The sequence below is a fragment of the Agrobacterium vacciniicorymbosi genome (assembly GCF_040427045.1).
Classification (GTDB): domain Bacteria; phylum Pseudomonadota; class Alphaproteobacteria; order Rhizobiales; family Rhizobiaceae; genus Agrobacterium.
The window spans coordinates 41,496-57,682 of sequence record NZ_JBETMF010000003.1; the positions used below are offsets into that span (position 1 = coordinate 41,496).

General features: G+C 56.4%; 13 protein-coding genes. 5 read left to right on the plus strand and 8 right to left on the minus strand.

All coding sequences use genetic code 11. From position 1 onward, the window contains the following. Window positions 1–54 precede the first annotated feature (54 nt). Together ABUK73_RS06155 and ABUK73_RS06160 are read left to right on the plus strand one after the other, a co-directional pair. Entirely contained in the window at window positions 55–1,245 is a 1,191-nt protein-coding gene (locus tag ABUK73_RS06155; protein ID WP_353576502.1) for a citrate/2-methylcitrate synthase, read from the plus strand. 132 nt (window positions 1,246–1,377) lie between these two features. Further along, a complete protein-coding gene (locus tag ABUK73_RS06160) occupies window positions 1,378–2,172 on the plus strand; it encodes a 2-keto-4-pentenoate hydratase (RefSeq protein ID WP_353576503.1) in 795 nt (264 codons plus the stop codon). On the opposite strand, the gene ABUK73_RS06165 is transcribed toward ABUK73_RS06160, so the two are convergent. The 5 genes from ABUK73_RS06165 to ABUK73_RS06185 form a co-directional block, all read right to left on the minus strand. Beyond that, window positions 2,173–2,871, minus strand: a complete 699-nt coding sequence (locus ABUK73_RS06165) for an ABC transporter ATP-binding protein (protein ID WP_353576504.1) — start codon at window positions 2,869–2,871, stop codon at window positions 2,173–2,175. Window position 2,872: 1 nt separating this feature from the next. Beyond that, window positions 2,873–3,616, minus strand: coding sequence for an ABC transporter ATP-binding protein (locus tag ABUK73_RS06170; RefSeq protein WP_353576505.1), 744 nt, complete (start codon window positions 3,614–3,616; stop codon window positions 2,873–2,875). Further along, window positions 3,604–4,566 carry a branched-chain amino acid ABC transporter permease gene (locus tag ABUK73_RS06175; RefSeq protein ID WP_353576506.1) on the minus strand — a complete coding sequence of 321 codons (963 nt, stop codon included), beginning with the start codon at window positions 4,564–4,566 and terminating at the stop codon, window positions 3,604–3,606. The genes ABUK73_RS06170 and ABUK73_RS06175 overlap by 13 nt, the downstream gene beginning before the upstream one ends. Beyond that, a complete protein-coding gene (locus ABUK73_RS06180; RefSeq protein WP_353576507.1) occupies window positions 4,563–5,444 on the minus strand; it encodes a branched-chain amino acid ABC transporter permease in 882 nt (293 codons plus the stop codon). Before ABUK73_RS06180 ends, ABUK73_RS06175 begins: the two co-directional genes overlap by 4 nt. Before the next feature lie 70 nt (window positions 5,445–5,514). Further along, the gene (locus ABUK73_RS06185) at window positions 5,515–6,822 is read right to left on the minus strand and encodes an ABC transporter substrate-binding protein (protein WP_353576508.1); all 1,308 of its coding nucleotides are present in this window, start codon (window positions 6,820–6,822) and stop codon (window positions 5,515–5,517) included. A 419-nt stretch (window positions 6,823–7,241) separates the two neighbouring features. On the opposite strand from ABUK73_RS06185, the gene ABUK73_RS06190 reads away from it, so the two are divergent. After that, entirely contained in the window at window positions 7,242–8,624 is a 1,383-nt protein-coding gene (locus ABUK73_RS06190) for a hypothetical protein (protein ID WP_353576509.1), read from the plus strand. Between the two features lie 146 nt (window positions 8,625–8,770). Then, window positions 8,771–10,207, plus strand: coding sequence for an endo-1,3-1,4-beta-glycanase EglC (locus ABUK73_RS06195; RefSeq protein WP_353576510.1), 1,437 nt, complete (start codon window positions 8,771–8,773; stop codon window positions 10,205–10,207). 33 nt (window positions 10,208–10,240) lie between these two features. Here the strand turns inward: ABUK73_RS06195 and ABUK73_RS06200 are convergent, their stop codons facing one another. From ABUK73_RS06200 to ABUK73_RS06210, 3 genes are all read right to left on the minus strand, one after another. Next, window positions 10,241–11,704 (minus strand): sensor domain-containing diguanylate cyclase, encoded by a 1,464-nt coding sequence (locus tag ABUK73_RS06200; RefSeq protein ID WP_353576511.1) that lies wholly within the window; start codon window positions 11,702–11,704, stop codon window positions 10,241–10,243. A gap of 151 nt (window positions 11,705–11,855) precedes the next feature. Further along, window positions 11,856–12,677, minus strand: coding sequence for a bifunctional allantoicase/(S)-ureidoglycine aminohydrolase (locus ABUK73_RS06205; RefSeq protein ID WP_353576512.1), 822 nt, complete (start codon window positions 12,675–12,677; stop codon window positions 11,856–11,858). Between the two features lie 129 nt (window positions 12,678–12,806). Continuing rightward, window positions 12,807–13,853, minus strand: coding sequence for a class I SAM-dependent methyltransferase (locus ABUK73_RS06210; protein WP_353576513.1), 1,047 nt, complete (start codon window positions 13,851–13,853; stop codon window positions 12,807–12,809). Window positions 13,854–14,160: 307 nt separating this feature from the next. Here ABUK73_RS06210 and ABUK73_RS06215 point away from each other — a divergent pair, with 307 nt between their 5' ends. Continuing rightward, entirely contained in the window at window positions 14,161–16,158 is a 1,998-nt protein-coding gene (locus tag ABUK73_RS06215; protein WP_353576514.1) for a putative bifunctional diguanylate cyclase/phosphodiesterase, read from the plus strand. The last annotated feature ends 29 nt before the right edge of the window (window positions 16,159–16,187 follow it).

The following is a 16,187-nucleotide window of genomic DNA, read 5'->3' on the forward strand; positions in this document are numbered from 1 at the left end:
ATGATGCTTGAATCAATATAATCAATCTTGATTCATTTAATCAATGTCGGGAAAATGACGAGACACGAACAGTTCATCGACGCGGAAGCCGCTTCGCAAGCCCTCGGCGTCAGTCGCGCAACACTTTATGCCTATGTCAGTCGCGGTTTGGTTCGCACCATGGAAGGGCCGGACGATCCCCGCCGCCGCCTTTACAGCAGCCACGACATCGACCAACTAAAGAAGAACAAATCCGTCGGCAGAAAGCCCAAGGATGTGGCCGCGACAACGTTGGATTGGGGCCTACCAGTCCTGTCTTCCGGCATCACGCTGATCGAAAATGGCCGTCTGTTCTACCGGGGCCGCAACGCCGTGAAGCTGGCCGAACATACAACGCTTGAAGATATTGCCCGGCTGCTCTGGAGCTGCGGCGACCACGATCCCTTCGCGTCCAAGACGGAATTGGAGTGGAACGAGGCACTGCTCGATCTAACGACGGATTTACCCCTGACGGAACGGTGTCAGGCTCTGCTTTCTTTTGTCGATGCGGGTCGAATGACGGCATGGCAGCGCGACAACCGCAAACTATGGCCGAGTGCCGCTGCCCTGTTGCGCAGCATGACGGCAGCAGCCAGCAACAGCCAGCCCAGCAACCTCGCAACACATCTGCATCTGGCCAATGTCTGGAAGTTGGATGAGGCCGCAACGGATATCATTCGCCGCACGCTCGTTCTGCTGGCCGACCATGAATTGAACGCGTCCGCTTTCGCCACCCGCGTCGTTGCATCCACAGGGGCGTCGCTGGGTGCCTGTCTTGATGCGGGCCTGTCAGCCTTGAGTGGGCCTTTGCATGGCGGCATGACCAGCCTCGTCGAAATTCTTTTCGATGAGGTCGATGCGGCAACGGATGCTGCGACAGTGGTGGAAAGGCGGCTGCGCCGTGGCGACGGCCTGCCAGGCTTCGAGCATCCGCTCTACCCCGATGGCGACCCGAGAGCAGCAGCGCTTCTGCCGCTCTTGCCGCGCGACGAAAAGCGCCAGTCGCTAATCGATACGGTGGCCGAAACGACAGGCAAATTACCGACCATCGATGTTGCACTCGTGTCGATCCGCCGCGCGCTGGGCCTTGCACCCGGCACGGCGCTCAACCTCTTCGCCATCGGTCGAACGGTTGGATGGATTGCCCATGCTTTCGAGCAGTTTCAGGAAAAGAAGCTGATCCGCCCTCGCGCCCGCTACGCTGGTCCACCACCGGAAAATACATGAGGCATAATCATTTCCTGTCGAATATATGTTGAAGACCATGTATTTCGACGTCGACAACAATCGCTTCACTTGCCAGCATCGAAAATGACTGCAATGAAATCGACAAGAATTGACGTTACGGGAGGCTGTTGCATGACGACGATGACAGAGGCGAATATAAGACTTGGCGCTATTCTCGCCGAGGCTGAAACTCGGCAGTCATCGCTCAGCGCTGCCCAACTGCAAAGCAGCGGCCTTGCGCCTGACAGCATCGAAGCGGGCCTTGCGGCGCAGGCGATTGCGGCTGCGGCTATCGGCAAGGAAATCGGCGGCTGGAAGATCGGCATGAACAATGGCCGCGCCGTCGCTGCCCCGTTGCTGGATGTTTTCGACAGCGCCGGTGCTGCACCATTCGACGTTCCCAAACCCGGTGCCGTGGCCATCGAGATCGAAATTTGCTTCGTTCTTTCAGACGATATTCCGGCACCTGCCACCGGAAAGGAATATTCCGCCCAAGACGTGCTTTCGCATGTCGCCTCCGTTCATTTTGGCGCGGAGCTTTGCAGCTATCGTCTGGTGGAAGAGGGCAAGGCCCCCTTTCCGCTGCATGTGGCAGACCGCATGGGCAATCACTCCTTCGTTCTGGGGCCGCAAATCGATCAAAGCATTCTTGAACGCATGACCAATCAGGATGCAACGCTGCCTGCGCTGGTTCTGGAAGGCGAAGATGGTGTGATGTTTGCTGCAGAGCCGAAGCACCCACAGAGCGATCCGCTTGCGCCGCTGCTTGCCTACGCCAACGCGCCGCTCGACCATTTGGGTGGCCTGAAGCGTGGACAGGTCGTCACCACCGGCAGCCTATGCGGCCTTGTTCGGCTGTCCGGCCAGACTGCGGTGAAGGCCGTCTGGGGCGATATTGCAGAGATTTCAGTCAGGCTGCCCGCGTAATCAGGCAACGCCGACATAGGTCTTGAGGAGACCCGGGTCGGCGCGCAGCGCCTCCACATCCATGGTCGCTTTTGCTGCACCATTTTCCACGAAACACACGCGGTCCGCAACAGACAGCACCGCCTCTATGCGCTGTTCCACCAGAAGCACGGCTTTGCCGCGCGCGCGCAGTTCAAGAATGACTTCGCGGATCGTCGCGATCATCGATGGCATAAGCCCCTCGGTCGGCTCGTCCATGAGAACGAGGGAAGGGTCGAGGCACAGCGCGCGGGCCGTTGCCAGCATCTGCTGCTCCCCGCCGGAAAGCGTGCCGGAGACCTGATCCAGCCGTGTTCTAAGGATGGGAAACAGCGCAAAGATGCTGTCGAGGATCACGAGATCGGTCTTGCGCGTCATCAGCCCTATCTCGAGATTTTCCCGCACGGTCATCTCAGCAAAGAGCCGCCTGCCCTGGGGAACATAGCCGACGCCGTGTTTCGGCACCTCATGTGCAGGCAAGCTGGTCAACTCAACGCCGTTCAACGTGATTGATCCACTGCGCGCCGGGATGAGGCCCATGATGGCTCGCAGCGTCGTCGTTTTCCCCGCGCCATTGCGACCGAGCAGACACAGGACCTCACCGGGCTGCACATCGAGCGAGAGGCCTTTCAGCGTGCGGCTGTTGCCGTGATAGACATCGAGATCGCGAATGGAGAGCATCTCAACTCCCTCCCAGATAGGCAGTCTGCACATCTTCATTGGCGCGGATATCATCCGGCGCACCGGTGGCCAGCACCTGCCCGCCATTCAGCACCGTGATGCGATCCGCCAGCCGCATGACCACCCGCATATTGTGCTCGATCAAAAGGATCGTCGTGTCTTTCGACACGGCTTTGACAAGATCGCAGAAGCCATCGATTTCACTGTCCGAAAGCCCCTGCGTTGGCTCATCGAGGATGAGGAGTTTCGGCGCGAGCGCCAGACCCATGGCAATTTCCAGAAGCCTTTGGTGACCATAGGCAAGCGCCCCGGCCTTCCCATCGGCCCTATCAGCAAGACCGACCTTTTCGAGTGCTGAAACCACAGCGTTTTCCAAAGCCTGATTTTTCCAGCTCAGCCAGCCGGATTTTCGCTGCAAGGTATTTTGCGCCGCCAGTGCTACATTCTCGAAAACACTCAGCTTCGGATAGATGCTGGTGATCTGGAATGTGTAGGCAATGCCCTTGCGCACGCGCTCATAGGCCGTATCTGATGTGATGTCCTCACCGAGAAAGGTCACCGTTCCCGAACTCGGCGCGATGCGCCCGGACAGAAGCGAAACGAAGGTGGTCTTGCCCGCGCCATTCGGGCCAATCAGCGCATGGATTTCCCCTTGGGTGACCTCGAAATCGACGGCTTCGACGGCCTTGAGGCCACCGAAATGGCGGCTGAGAGCCCTAGTGAACAGCAGCGTTATGGCAGCCATGGCAGCCACCTTTCACGTATCGATCCGAGAATGCCCTTGGGGAAAAACAGCACCAGAAGCACTAACGCAATGCCGGTGACCAGCATGTAAGCGGAGGTGTATTCGCTGGCTATATCGATCATATAGAACATCGATACCGTACCGAGAATGGGGCCAAGCAGGGTGCCCGCGCCGCCGAGAAGCGTGAACAACAAAGCTTCAATCGAATATTGAATGGAGCCGAAGGACGAGCCGACATAGGCAAAGAGCAGCGCATAGGCCGCGCCCGCCATGGCGCAGATGGTGCCGGAAAGGGTCAACGCGATGAGCTTCAACGCAAATGTGTTGTAGCCTAGCATGGTGGTGCGCGCCTCGTTCTCCCGCACCGCCACCATCACACGACCGGCAGGGCTGCGGATGACGAGGAAGGTAATCAGCAATGCGAAGGCCATCAGCGCAAAGGCGATATTGTAGCGTATTGCCGCATTGGTGAGATCAAAATTTGTGCCAAGAAGCTCGAAGCTGCGCGCCGAATGCGGCAGCATCAGCCCCTCCTCGCCCCGCGTCCATTCGGAGAAATAGAGGCTGGCCAGATAGGCGACCTGCGAAAACATCAGCGTCACGATCATGAAGGCGACGCCTGTCGTGCGCAGAGAAATCAGCCCGATCAGCAATGAGACGGCAAATCCGACACCGATCCCGGCCGCGAAAGCAGCCGGAACGCTCCATTCCAGATGATAGGCTGCGAGCCCAGCGCCATAGAGGCCGCTGGCAAAAAACAGCGCGTGCCCAAGGCTCAGCAGCCCGGTGTAGCCGAACAGCAGATTATAACCCATGGCGAAAATCGCCAGCACCATGACCCGCGTCATGGCAAGATGGTGATATTCCGGCAGCAGGAATTGCAGGCAGAAGAACACAAGAAGGACTGCGCCATGCAGACCCAGGATTTTGGCAGATGACGCGCCCCTCATCTCGCCTTGGCTCCAAACAACCCTTCCGGTTTGAAGACCAGAACCAGCGCAACAAGCAGCGTCGAGATCATCTTGGCCAGCGTCGGTGAAAAGAACACGGAAATGATGCCGTCGCTCAAACCTATCACCAGTGCTGCGACGACGGTGCCGCGAATGCTGCCCAGCCCGCCGATGATGACGACGATGAAGGAGAGCAGCAGCGGATCAAGACCCATGAGGTAATGCGCCTGCCGGATCGGCACGATAAGCACCGCCGCAATAGCCGCCAGCATCGCGCCCGCGGCGAACACGAAACCATAGACCCGGTCGATGGGAATGCCGAAGGCCTGCGCCGTCTCCCGGTCATATTGCGTGGCGCGCATGATGAGACCGATGCGGGTGCGGGTCAGGACATACCAGACGGCAATGAGAAGAACGACGGCAATGGCGATGACGAAGAGATTGTAGGCGGAATATCCGAACCACGGCAGTTGCAGGCGATAATAGAAAGGTGCCGTGACCGGACGAGCATCTGGCCCATAGGTCAAAAGCACCGTCTGCTGAATAATATAGAGCATGCCGATGGTGGCGACGATGGTGGATTCCGGATCGTAGGACAAACGCCGCAGCACCAAACGTTCCCCGGCAAAGGCCACGGCACCGACGACAAGCGGGCTGATGATGAGGGCGAGGAGAAAGCCGAGCGCTGGATGCATGCCAGCCATTGAGGTAACCCACCACGCCAGCACGGCTCCCAGCATGTAGAATTCGCCGTGCGCGACGTTGACGATACGCATAACGCCGAAAACCAGCGACAGGCCGAGCGCCGTCAGTGTCAGCACGGCGGCCTGCAGGAGCCCTTCCAGCGTGGCAAGTAACAGGAACGGGCCGAATGCCACGCGCTTATCCCTTCAAAACCGCAAGCCACCCTGCCGGGGTCCGGCACGGTGCAACATCTCCGTTCTTAGATCACAGAGACATCTTCGTATAGTCTGCGGTGATTTCGTAAGCGCCATCCTCGATGGACGTCTTGTGGACGACATCCAGCTTACCGCCGCTGACTTTCGAGATGTACTGGTGCCCGTAGCACTGGTGGTTCTTGCCGTTGAAGATCTTGTCGCCCTGCGGGTGGTCGCGACCTTCGTCGAATTTCTCCAGCGATTCCATCGCCTCGATAAAGGCAGCCCTGTCCTGCGGCCCGCGATAGCCTGCCTTTTCCATGGCCTGCTTAATGACGAACAGCGTTTCCCACACACCGAACATATGGGAATAGGTCGAGATATCCTTGGGGTCGGCAGCGCTTGCACCATTCTGATCGATACCCACGGCGGCGCGATAAATCTTGTCCCACTCGCTCTGGTCCTTCTGGGCATAGCGCGGCATGCCTTCCCAGAAATAGGTGTCTTCCAGATAAGACAGCTGCGGCGTCGCCAGATCGACGGCTTCGAGACTGTCGATGAAGCCGAAGATTTGCGGTCGTTGCGATCCGTAGAACTGGCCGAGTTCTGTCACGAAGGTCAAAACCGAAGGCCCGACCATGACGTGGTATAGCACCTCCGTATCCGAGGGAATGCGTGGCAAATACCGGGTGAAGGATGTCTCCGTTGGCGGAATGGCGATGAGTTCCAGTATCTCGCCGCCCTGCGCCTTCATCGCGGCGGAGAAGTAATCGCGGTGATCATGCCCGAATGCGTAATCCGGGAAGATCATCGTCGCCTTCTTGCCGAGGTTTTGGGAAATCCAGGGCGCCATGGCGGTAACCTGGCTGCGCACATCGGTAATGCAGGGCTGGAAGCAATAGCGGTTCAGCTTGCCGGATGCGACGTGGAAACCCTCGGACACAACGAGATAGGGCATCTTCAGCTCACCCGCGCGCGGTGCCGAACCGATCACCACATGCGAAAACAGCGTGCCGAAGATGGCATCGACCTTGTGCTGGGCAGCGAATTTCTCCACCACTTCGGCACCACGTTTGGCATCGGTACCGTCGTCTTCGACGATGATCTCAACGGGGCGGCCATTGATACCGCCTTCGTCATTGATGATCTTTGCGGCGGCCTTCGCCACCCGCTCATACCAGCGGCCATAGGAAGCGCCGATACCGGTTCGGTGAAGCTGCATGCCGAGCTTGATCGGCTGCGAGGTCTGGGCCTGCGCATAACGCACGAAGCCCGGCGCAACACTGGCTGCCAGACCCGCACCTGCGGTAGCGCCGAGGCCCAGAAGCGTTGCGCGTCGCGTGACATTTGTCTCCGGTGTGATCAACTCGTCGGCCATTTCCATCCCCATCAATGAGCATTCCTGCCCATTGTCTCCTGCCATCATAGCGGCAATATGCGATTGGCTTTCGCACTGCCTAAAAAACCAGAGGGCGATTTATGCCGTGCAATGCCGCATACGTAAATACGTGAACAATAGGAATTGATAAATATTATACAATCCGATTCTATACGTCGATAATTTAACCAGCCGATCTAAAATCATACTATTAATTCCCAATGAGCAATAAAAAACAATAATATATCGCTTTTATCGCCAACAATATTATCCAGTATTGCCGCCCCATCTAGAGAATAACAGAGACGATCGAGCGAATGTCGCAAACTGACAAAAAAGAGATTTGTGGAGCGACATTCTCCTGCCAGCGCATCCGAAGCCTACCTTTGCTGCCCGGCACAATCCTTATCGCGAGTCTCTTGAGCATTACACCCGCTTTTGCTCACGGAGCGGAGCGCGGGCTGATCATGCTTCTGCCGACGAATTATTATCTCATCGGTGGCGGGCTGGCTGTATTCCTGTCGTTCATGATGCTCGCTGTGGTTCCCAATCGCTGGTTCTCAGAGCTTGCACACAAGACCGTTGCGATTGCGCCCTCGCTTGGCATTCCCAAAGCGCCGGTCAGTTTTCTTGCATTCCTGCTGCTCGCGATTTGTGTTCTCGCCGGTTTCTTTTCAGTCCATGATCCCCTCAGCAATCCCTTGCCGCTGGTCATCTGGACCGCATGGTGGGTGGGTCTGACGCTGGCGCATGCCATTTTCGGCAATCTATGGCTATGGCTCAACCCGTGGACGGGCGTGCTTTCGGCACTGCGCAAAGTCACCGGTTCCGAATTGGGACGGAAGCCGATATTCAATCTGCCAAAGCGTATTGGCTATGTCCCAGCCATCCTGCAATTTTTACTCTTCGCATGGTTTGAACTGGTCTCGATTGCGCCCGAAGACCCGCCTCGGCTTGCAAGTGCCGTCCTGTGCTACTGGCTGTTCAACTTCATTGCGATCATGCTGTTCGGTCAAACCGAATGGATGAAGCGTGGCGAGCCCTTCTCCGTGTTCTTCCGCATGATCGGGATGTTTTCGCCTTTGTGTCTCCTCGAAACTGAGACAGGCAGGAAGATAGCGCTCAGCTGGCCGGGTGCGCGGTGCCTCACCGCCGAACCGCTTCCGCTCTCCGGCACAATCTTCATTCTGCTGACGCTTGGCACCGCATCCTTTGATGGCTTTGCCGAAACCTTCACATGGCTCGGCTTCATCGACGTGAACCCGCTGGAATTTCCGGGCCGTAGCGGTGTGATGCTGCCCAATACGCTGGGGCTTTTTGTTGCTCCCATTGTCCTGGCGATTTTGTTTTACGCCAGCGTCGGGGCAGGGTTTCTCCTGGCGGGCAGAACCAAGTGGAAAGACCTGCAACCCTTTGCCGGACGCCTCGTCTATTCCATCGTGTCGATTTCCATCACCTTTCATAGCGCCCATTACCTGACGCAGCTTCTGATCAACGGCCAATATCTGATGGTCGTCATGTCCGATCCCTTCGCGCTCGACTGGAACCTGTTCGGCACAGCAGACATGCATGTCACCGCGTCTTTCCTGCAAAACCTGGAAAGCGTGCGTCTTGTGTGGACAGCGCAAACGGCGATGATCGTGGCCGGGCATGTCGCTGGTATCATTGTCGCGCATGGCATTGCCACAGCGGAATTTCAGACGTCAAAAAACGCTGCCGTCTCACAGATATTTCTTGCTGCGGCCATGGTGTTTTACACGGTTTTCGGGCTCTGGCTTTTGTCCACGCCAACGGTTGGCTAATCTTTCAGCCGCCCGCATACCCCTGACTTTTCACAGGGGTCCAAGGCCCATTTATCTCTTTTTCGCCACAAACCAAAACGGCATCGCTGTTACACTTTCAGCTGGAGGAAATGTCGGGGAGGACAGTTTCAACAGGAGATATTTCGATGGCGAAGTCGATCATGAACGCTCTTGGCAAGCCGCTTTATTACAGCGACACGTCCACCGGCTTTTTCTCTGCAACGGGCTCCGGCCCAGACCTTTACGGCACCAGCAAAAATGACTCCATGTGGGGTGACAGCAGCGTCAACGTCACCATGCGCGGTGGCACGGGCGACGACATCTATTATCTCTACTCCACCATCAACCGCGCTGCCGAAGCACCCGGTGAGGGTATCGATACGATCAATACCTGGATGGGCTATACGCTTCCCGACAACATCGAAAACCTGACAGTCACGGGCGATGGACGCCACGCCTTCGGCAATGTGCTTGATAACATCATCAGCGGTGCATCCGGTTCGCAAACCATCGATGGCGGTGCGGGCAACGATGTTCTGACCGGCGGTGGCGGGTCAGATACGTTTGTGTTTGCCAAGGGCAACGGCACGGATCTGATCACAGATTTCGGTGCCGATGACATCATCCGGCTGGATGGTTACGGCGTCACCTCGTTCGATCACCTCGTCAGCGCCTCCACCCAGAAGGGCAGCGATCTCTGGCTCAACTTCGACAATGGCGAAAGCGTTGTTCTGGCCAATACCACCGCCGATGACCTGAGTGCCGACCAGTTCCGCCTGACGCTAGATCGCTCTCAGCTCACCTCGACCTTCTCCGACGAGTTCAACTCACTGTCGCTCAGCGATGGCCAAAGCGGCGTTTGGGAGCCGAAATTCTGGTGGGCAGGAGAAGAGGGCGGCAGCCTTCACACCAATTCCGAAAAGCAGTGGTACATCAACCCTGCCTATCAGCCGACATCCTCGGTTAATCCGTTTTCGGTCCAGAATGGCGTCCTCACCATCACGGCGGCCCCTACCCCGGACTCGATTTCCGATGCGGTAAACGGCTATGATTACACCTCGGGCATGCTGACCACGCATCCATCCTTTTCGCAGACCTATGGCTATTTCGAAATACGCGCGGATATGCCGAGTGATCAGGGTGCTTGGCCCGCCTTCTGGCTGTTGCCGACCGATGGCCGGTGGCCGCCGGAGCTCGATGTGATCGAAATGCGCGGGCAGAACCCGAACACGCTGATCCTGTCTGCCCATTCCAATGCGTCAGGTCAGCAGACCTCCACCATCAACAATGTCAATGTCGCCAGCACCGAAGGCTTCCATAAATACGGGCTGCTGTGGGAGGAAGACCACATCACATGGTACTTCGACGACGTCGCTGTCGCGCAGGTCGATACGCCCGCCGACATGCATGACCCCATGTATATGATCGTCAATCTGGCTGTCGGCGGCATTGCCGGCACGCCAACGAACGGGCTGCCCAACGGCTCGGAAATGAAGATCGACTATATCCACGCCTATTCCATCAACGATCCGGCCATCAGCGATATGGCGCAGACGACCCCGGCGGATAACCTTCTGATGTGATGCAGACCCGATGCTGGCATTTATCGATAAGCGTTAAATGCCAGCTTTCTTGTTCTGGGACGTGCGGGTTGCGACGCTGGCGTAATGCGCCTTCTTCTGATCATACATGCTGATATCCGCACGCCGGACCATGGCTTCCAGAGTCTCGCCCTGCTCGCTGGTGGCGACACCTATGGAGATGCCAAGCGGCGACGTGGAATAGAACTGGTTGTTGATCTTGAGCAGTTCGTAGATCGTGTCGACCATAGTCGTCGCCGCATTCTTGTCTGCGCCCGGCATGAGAATGGCAAACTCATCGCCACCGATACGGGCGGCATGGTTGGGTGACGCGACGACACCGTTCAGGACCTCGCCCAGCCTGCGCAAAAGCTTGTCGCCCGCATCATGACCCAGCGTGTCATTGGCGATTTTCAGGCCGTTGAGATCAATGATGATGGCAGAGACCGGGCGCAAGCTGTTGCGCTCCAGCCGGTTCAGCTCATCCGTATAGAAAGCGCGATTGTAGAGCTTGGTCAGCACATCATGCTTGCCCAGATATTCCAGATAGGCCTCGGCCTTCTTGCGGGCGGTAATATCCGTCAGCGCCACCTGCACCAGCGACCAATCCTGCTCATGGCCCGGAAAGACCGAGAACTGCAACAGGACGTGACGCTCGGAACCATCCAGCGCGTAATTGACGACTTCGCGCTGGTGGAACAGATTGCCGTTCCAGAGGTCGATCAGCTGTTCCTTGAAGGGCTTGTCCATTTCATCGCGAAACACATCGCCAAGGCGGTGTAGCAATGTCTTCTCATCCGGCGCGCAAAATAGGTCGAGCGTGGCCTTGTTGACCTCGATGACCCGGATTTCGCTCATGCACTGACGCACGAACTCGGGGTGCACATCCATGAACACCCGGAAATCCACGATGCCCCGGTTCTTGATGTCATCGATCAACCGCTTGATGTGGCTGAAATCCTCGACCCACAGCGACACTGGCGAATGTTCGAACATCCCTTCCGCGTAGCGCCGGTTGCTTTGCTCCAGCCTGCGCGCTTCTTCCCGCTCTGTTACGTCTTCAGTGGTGATCAAGATGCGCTCGAGCGTGGCTTCATGGCCGGGAATGACAGCGCCGCGAAGCTGGATATCCAGCCGCTCTCCATTCAGCGCGTAATTGACCGCATGGCTGGAAAAGCGGGGCTTTCCCTCCCACAGAGCTTCCAACTCGTTGATGTGGCTTTCCAGCATGTCATCGCGAAAGACACGATGCAGGTTTGCCAAAAGGTGATCGAAATCGCGGGCAGCGAACAGCTCCAGCGTCTTGTCGTTGACCTTCAGCACCCGAATTTTCTGAGAACATGCCTGCACGCGCGACAGGTCTTCCCGCAGAAAAGACCGGATGTCGTTCACACCCTGCTGGCGCCAGATGTCGAACTGACGCTTGACGCCAGAAAAGTCCTCGATCCACATCGCCACCGGCGCAAGGTTGAAGATATCTGCATCAAAGGATTGCGACATGGGCGTCATCTCTGTCTAGCGGCCTTGGAGAAGGTTTGCGCGCAAGATTTCGCGCAAACCAATGTCAAACAACTTCACCTGCTGAACTAAAGAATTTGCTAATTTGCTGCACCGCAACAGCAAAGTTTATGCTTTATCACTAAATGCCGAACTACCAAAGTTTAACGTGTCGGTTCACATCCTTGTAAAGCAGGTAACGGAAACGACCGGGGCCACCCGCGTAGCAGGCCTGCGGGCAAAAGGCGCGCAGCCACATGAAGTCACCGGCCTCAACCTCCACCCAGTCATTGTTCAGCCGATAGACTGCTTTGCCTTCCAGCACGAACAGTCCGTGTTCCATGACATGGGTTTCCATGAAGGGAATGGTCGCGCCCGGCTCGAAGGTCACGACATTCAGATGCATGTCGTAGCGCCCGTCCGCCGGGTCGATGAAGCGGGTCGTCGCCCACTTGCCTTCGGTATCGGGCATGGCGGACATTTCATGATCGTCTTCATGCGTGAAGATCGCAGGTGGCAGTTCCAGTCCTTCGACCACGTCGAAGACTTTTCTGACCCAGTGGAATTTGGCGGGTGCAGACCCCTCACCGCGAATCTTCCAAAGCTGACCGGCAGGAATATAGGCAAAGGAGCCTGCGCGCAGAGCATGCCGTTCGCCCGCATGTTCGATGCTCATCTCACCATCGACGACGAAAATCGCGGCCTGTGCGCGGGCATCCGGCTCAGGCCTGTCGCTTCCGCCGCCGGGCATCACTTCCATCACATATTGTGCGAATGTTTCGGAAAAACCCGTCATCGGGCGTGAGATGATCCAGGCACGCGTGTCGGTCCAATGCGGCAATACACTGGTGACGATATCCGACATCACCCGTTTTGGAATGACCGCATAGGCCGTGGTGAATGTCGCCTTGCTGGACAGAAGCTCCGTCTGGCCCGGAAGCCCGCCGAAATCAGAATAATACCGCTTGTTTTCCATGATGCACTCCAACGCCATGCTATGTCTTAGAATGCTTTAGAACCTTTCAGCGCCAAATGGAATCGTCATTTCATCGAGAGAAAGCCGCGCCACTTTCTCGGCGGCGCGGCTTGCGATTTCGGTCAAGGATCACGCCTTCTTCCGAATGACGCCATAGACGATATTGCGGTTTTCTCCGAAGAACACCTCCGCTTCGAAGGCCGATGGATCGATGCTGGCATTGATGATGCCCCACATATCCGCCTGTGAGCGCAGCAGAAGCGCCCAGTTCATGAAGGTCTCCATGAAACCGTCGTCGTCGATACCCTCTGCGAAATTGGCGAACAGGAACGTGCCACCCGGCTTCAGCATATCAAGGCAACGCTGCGTCAGAGTGATTGCCACCTTATCGATGAGGTAATCGTAAAGACCCGCGGCATAGACAAAGTCGAACTGTCCAAGATCATGCTTGCGGGACATAAGGCCACGAACCGACCCGTCGATCGCTTCGACAGCGGTGCCGCTGAAGTCTCTTGCAATGGCACCGATACTCATCGGGTCTTGGTCAAGCGCGACCCAACGCTTGATCCCGCCTTTTGCTAAAGCCGTCGAGCGATTGGCTTCGCGAAGATGCCCTGCCGCCACCGTCAGTATTTCAGTTTCCGGCCCCTTCTGCTCCGCAATCTGATCGACGTAGCGTGTCAGAATATCCAGACGCTCGCGGACTGCGGCTGAGGATAAAGAGTTTCTGGTGCATTCATAAAGGGTGGCACCCAAAGGAGACGCCGCGCTCACCTTATCGGAAACCGCTTCGTGTCCATAAATAAAATCGAGCAGTTGAGCGTCGCCGGAGTAGCCGCGCGGCTTTACGAAAGACCAGTTTGTGAACGGATCCTGATGCAAATATTCGGCGACGGGGTGGTTTTGAGCGATGGGAATGAGCTCTTTCCACACTCCAGAATGGCATTTTCTACGAAGCTGATGCAATCTTTTGGCGACTGAATGTATAATTTCCTGCGGGAAATTGTCCCCAATAAATTGCTGTTGTGCCAAATTGAGAATGAGAACAAGCTCTGCTTGTCCGAGCACCAACTGCTCTTCAAAGCGCTCGTCTCTTTTAGCAAAAATTTTCTGTGATATTGCCTCCGGAGTGATCAAGCTCTCTCCGTCGAATGATTTATTCTTGAGCTGGGACACTAACACCTCCAACGTTTAAGACATTGTTAACGCTATAACAATTCGAACGGGATGGCGAGAGCCGGAAGCAGTGGAATCTGACGTTATTGGAATTTATTTCTAAGTCTGTACGTTTAAGGTAAATCTAATATCCGTGTTTTTCTGACAGGGATTCAAACAAACTTAATCTGCACTGGAATAGAGTTCGGGCGCTCGTTGTTAGTCTGCGTCTGCGCATGAAAGCTCAAAGTGTAGATGCAGAATTGTCAGAAAAGCGACGGAATAACGAAGGCATTATTGCGAAATATTGCAACCAATGGATCAGTGCATGAAGCACAGTTTGGCAGATGTGGTTGAGTTAGATTTGCATGCAGACGCATCTCGCACGAGATCGGCTGACACGATGCGTGCAATTTTCTTGGAAGAAGCCGACACGAAGAGACGATTGGCGATACGCCGAGGCCTGTGGGCTTCCGGCCCGATCTATCTCATGTTCTCGCTAACGGACTTTCTTCTCATTCCAGACGTGGCCGTCCATACGATATTCCTACGTTTCGTGGTCGGCATCCTGGCGTTGATGACATTGGAAATGCAGATCCGTGGCGCGGTGAAGACGGACCAGATGGACCTGACATGTGCTGCTGCCGTGGTCAGCAGTTATATCGGCTGGCTTTTGCCCGCCATGATGACCAGCCACGTCACCAACATGTCTTATTACATGGTTTTCGGTGCCATATTCATGATGGGCGCCAACCTCTTCTTCACCTTCAATTTCAAGCTGTCGCTGGTCGCCTCCAGCCTCATCCTTGGAATATACTTCGTGGCCCTCAGCTATTTCCATGAAGACATCTATTATCTGATTGCCTTCGGCACCTTTTACCTCACTTGCTTCGTCTTCACGTCCTATGTGAATCTTCGCCTCAATCGCGAGCGGTACCATGTCTTCCTCAACGCCATGGAAGCGAAGGTGCAGCAGCGTGAAGCAGAAGATCGGGGCAGAGCGCTGCTTCGCCTGTCCAATACCGATCCGCTGACGGGCCTTGAGAACCGCCGCGCCATAGACGAAAGGCTGCGGCATCTCTGGGATGGCTGGATGGAATCCCAGCGCAATTTCGCGGTCTTCCTCATCGATGTCGACTTCTTCAAGAAGTACAATGACTTCTATGGCCACCAGGAAGGCGACCGCTGCCTGATACAGGTTGCCCAGACGCTACAGACAAGTATGGCCCGTTTCGATGCCGTGATTGGCCGTTATGGCGGTGAGGAGTTCATCGCCCTTGCCAGCTTCAGAAGTGCCAAAGACATCGAAGACATTGCCGAGACGCTGCGGCAGACAGTTGAAGACCTTTCGCTGACCCATGAAAGACGCCGAGACGGCACATCCATCATCACCGTCAGCGTCGGCGCGTCCTTCACACGACCACAGCCCGATCCGAAGCTTGAGCGTATCATCAACGAAGCCGACCGCGCGCTCTATCTCGCCAAGGCCAATGGTCGCAACACCGTCAAGCTCTTCGATCCCAATGATCCGCACAACAGCGACGATACGGAAAACGTCGCGGCCCTGCTCAATATCGCCATCGCGCAGGATCTCGTTTCCCTCGTCTACCAGCCCATCAAGAATCTATCATCCGACAAGATCATGGGGGTCGAAGCGCTGATGCGGCTGCGGCTTCTGGATGGAACGCTGGTTCCGCCCAGCATCTTCATTCCCATTGCCGAACGCAACGGCGTCATCATGGATCTCGGTCTGTGGGCAATCCGCACCGTGTGCCAGCAGGTTCTCAGCTGCGATAAAATCTCCGTTGTCAGCGTCAATGTCTCACCCATTCAGCTGAAAAGCCCCGGCTTTGCCACCTCCGTTGCCGCTATTCTGGGTGAGGTCGGCGTTGCCGGTGGAAGACTGGCGCTGGAAATCACCGAAGGGCTGGAGATGGACATGAATTCCGATGTTCTGCGCTGCATCAGCGATCTCAAAACACTCGGTGTGCGTATCTGGCTCGATGATTTCGGCACCGGCTTCGCTGGCCTGTCATGGCTGCGCCTCATCGACTTCGACACGGTCAAGATCGACAAGTCCTTTCTGCATGATGCCCACACCCCACGCGGCAAAGTCATGCTGAACGACATCATCGGCCTCATCCGCAACCGTGGACACAAGATACTGGTCGAAGGTGTGGAAACCGCAGAGCAACTAGAGTTGCTGAAGGAACTGCGGATCGATCAGGTTCAGGGCTATTATGTCGGGCGTCCCGCCCCTATCGACAAGTTCCGGCTGGAGACAACGCCCTATCTTCCCCGCACCGGCCTGATGCGGCCAGCCTGATACGAAAAACCCGGCGATGGTTCTCGCCG

What these genes read in the sequence shown, in the direction of transcription:
- ABUK73_RS06155 (WP_353576502.1), top strand. Translation starts at nt 55, where the DNA reads ATGACGAGACACGAACAGTTCATCGACGCGGAAGCCGCTTCGCAAGCC.
- ABUK73_RS06160 (WP_353576503.1), top strand. Translation starts at nt 1,378, where the DNA reads ATGACGACGATGACAGAGGCGAATATAAGACTTGGCGCTATTCTCGCC.
- ABUK73_RS06165 (WP_353576504.1), bottom strand. Translation starts at nt 2,871, where the DNA reads ATGCTCTCCATTCGCGATCTCGATGTCTATCACGGCAACAGCCGCACG.
- ABUK73_RS06170 (WP_353576505.1), bottom strand. Translation starts at nt 3,616, where the DNA reads ATGGCTGCCATAACGCTGCTGTTCACTAGGGCTCTCAGCCGCCATTTC.
- ABUK73_RS06175 (WP_353576506.1), bottom strand. Translation starts at nt 4,566, where the DNA reads ATGAGGGGCGCGTCATCTGCCAAAATCCTGGGTCTGCATGGCGCAGTC.
- ABUK73_RS06185 (WP_353576508.1), bottom strand. Translation starts at nt 6,822, where the DNA reads ATGGCCGACGAGTTGATCACACCGGAGACAAATGTCACGCGACGCGCA.
- ABUK73_RS06195 (WP_353576510.1), top strand. Translation starts at nt 8,771, where the DNA reads ATGGCGAAGTCGATCATGAACGCTCTTGGCAAGCCGCTTTATTACAGC.
- ABUK73_RS06200 (WP_353576511.1), bottom strand. Translation starts at nt 11,704, where the DNA reads ATGTCGCAATCCTTTGATGCAGATATCTTCAACCTTGCGCCGGTGGCG.
- ABUK73_RS06205 (WP_353576512.1), bottom strand. Translation starts at nt 12,677, where the DNA reads ATGGAAAACAAGCGGTATTATTCTGATTTCGGCGGGCTTCCGGGCCAG.
- ABUK73_RS06215 (WP_353576514.1), top strand. Translation starts at nt 14,161, where the DNA reads ATGAAGCACAGTTTGGCAGATGTGGTTGAGTTAGATTTGCATGCAGAC.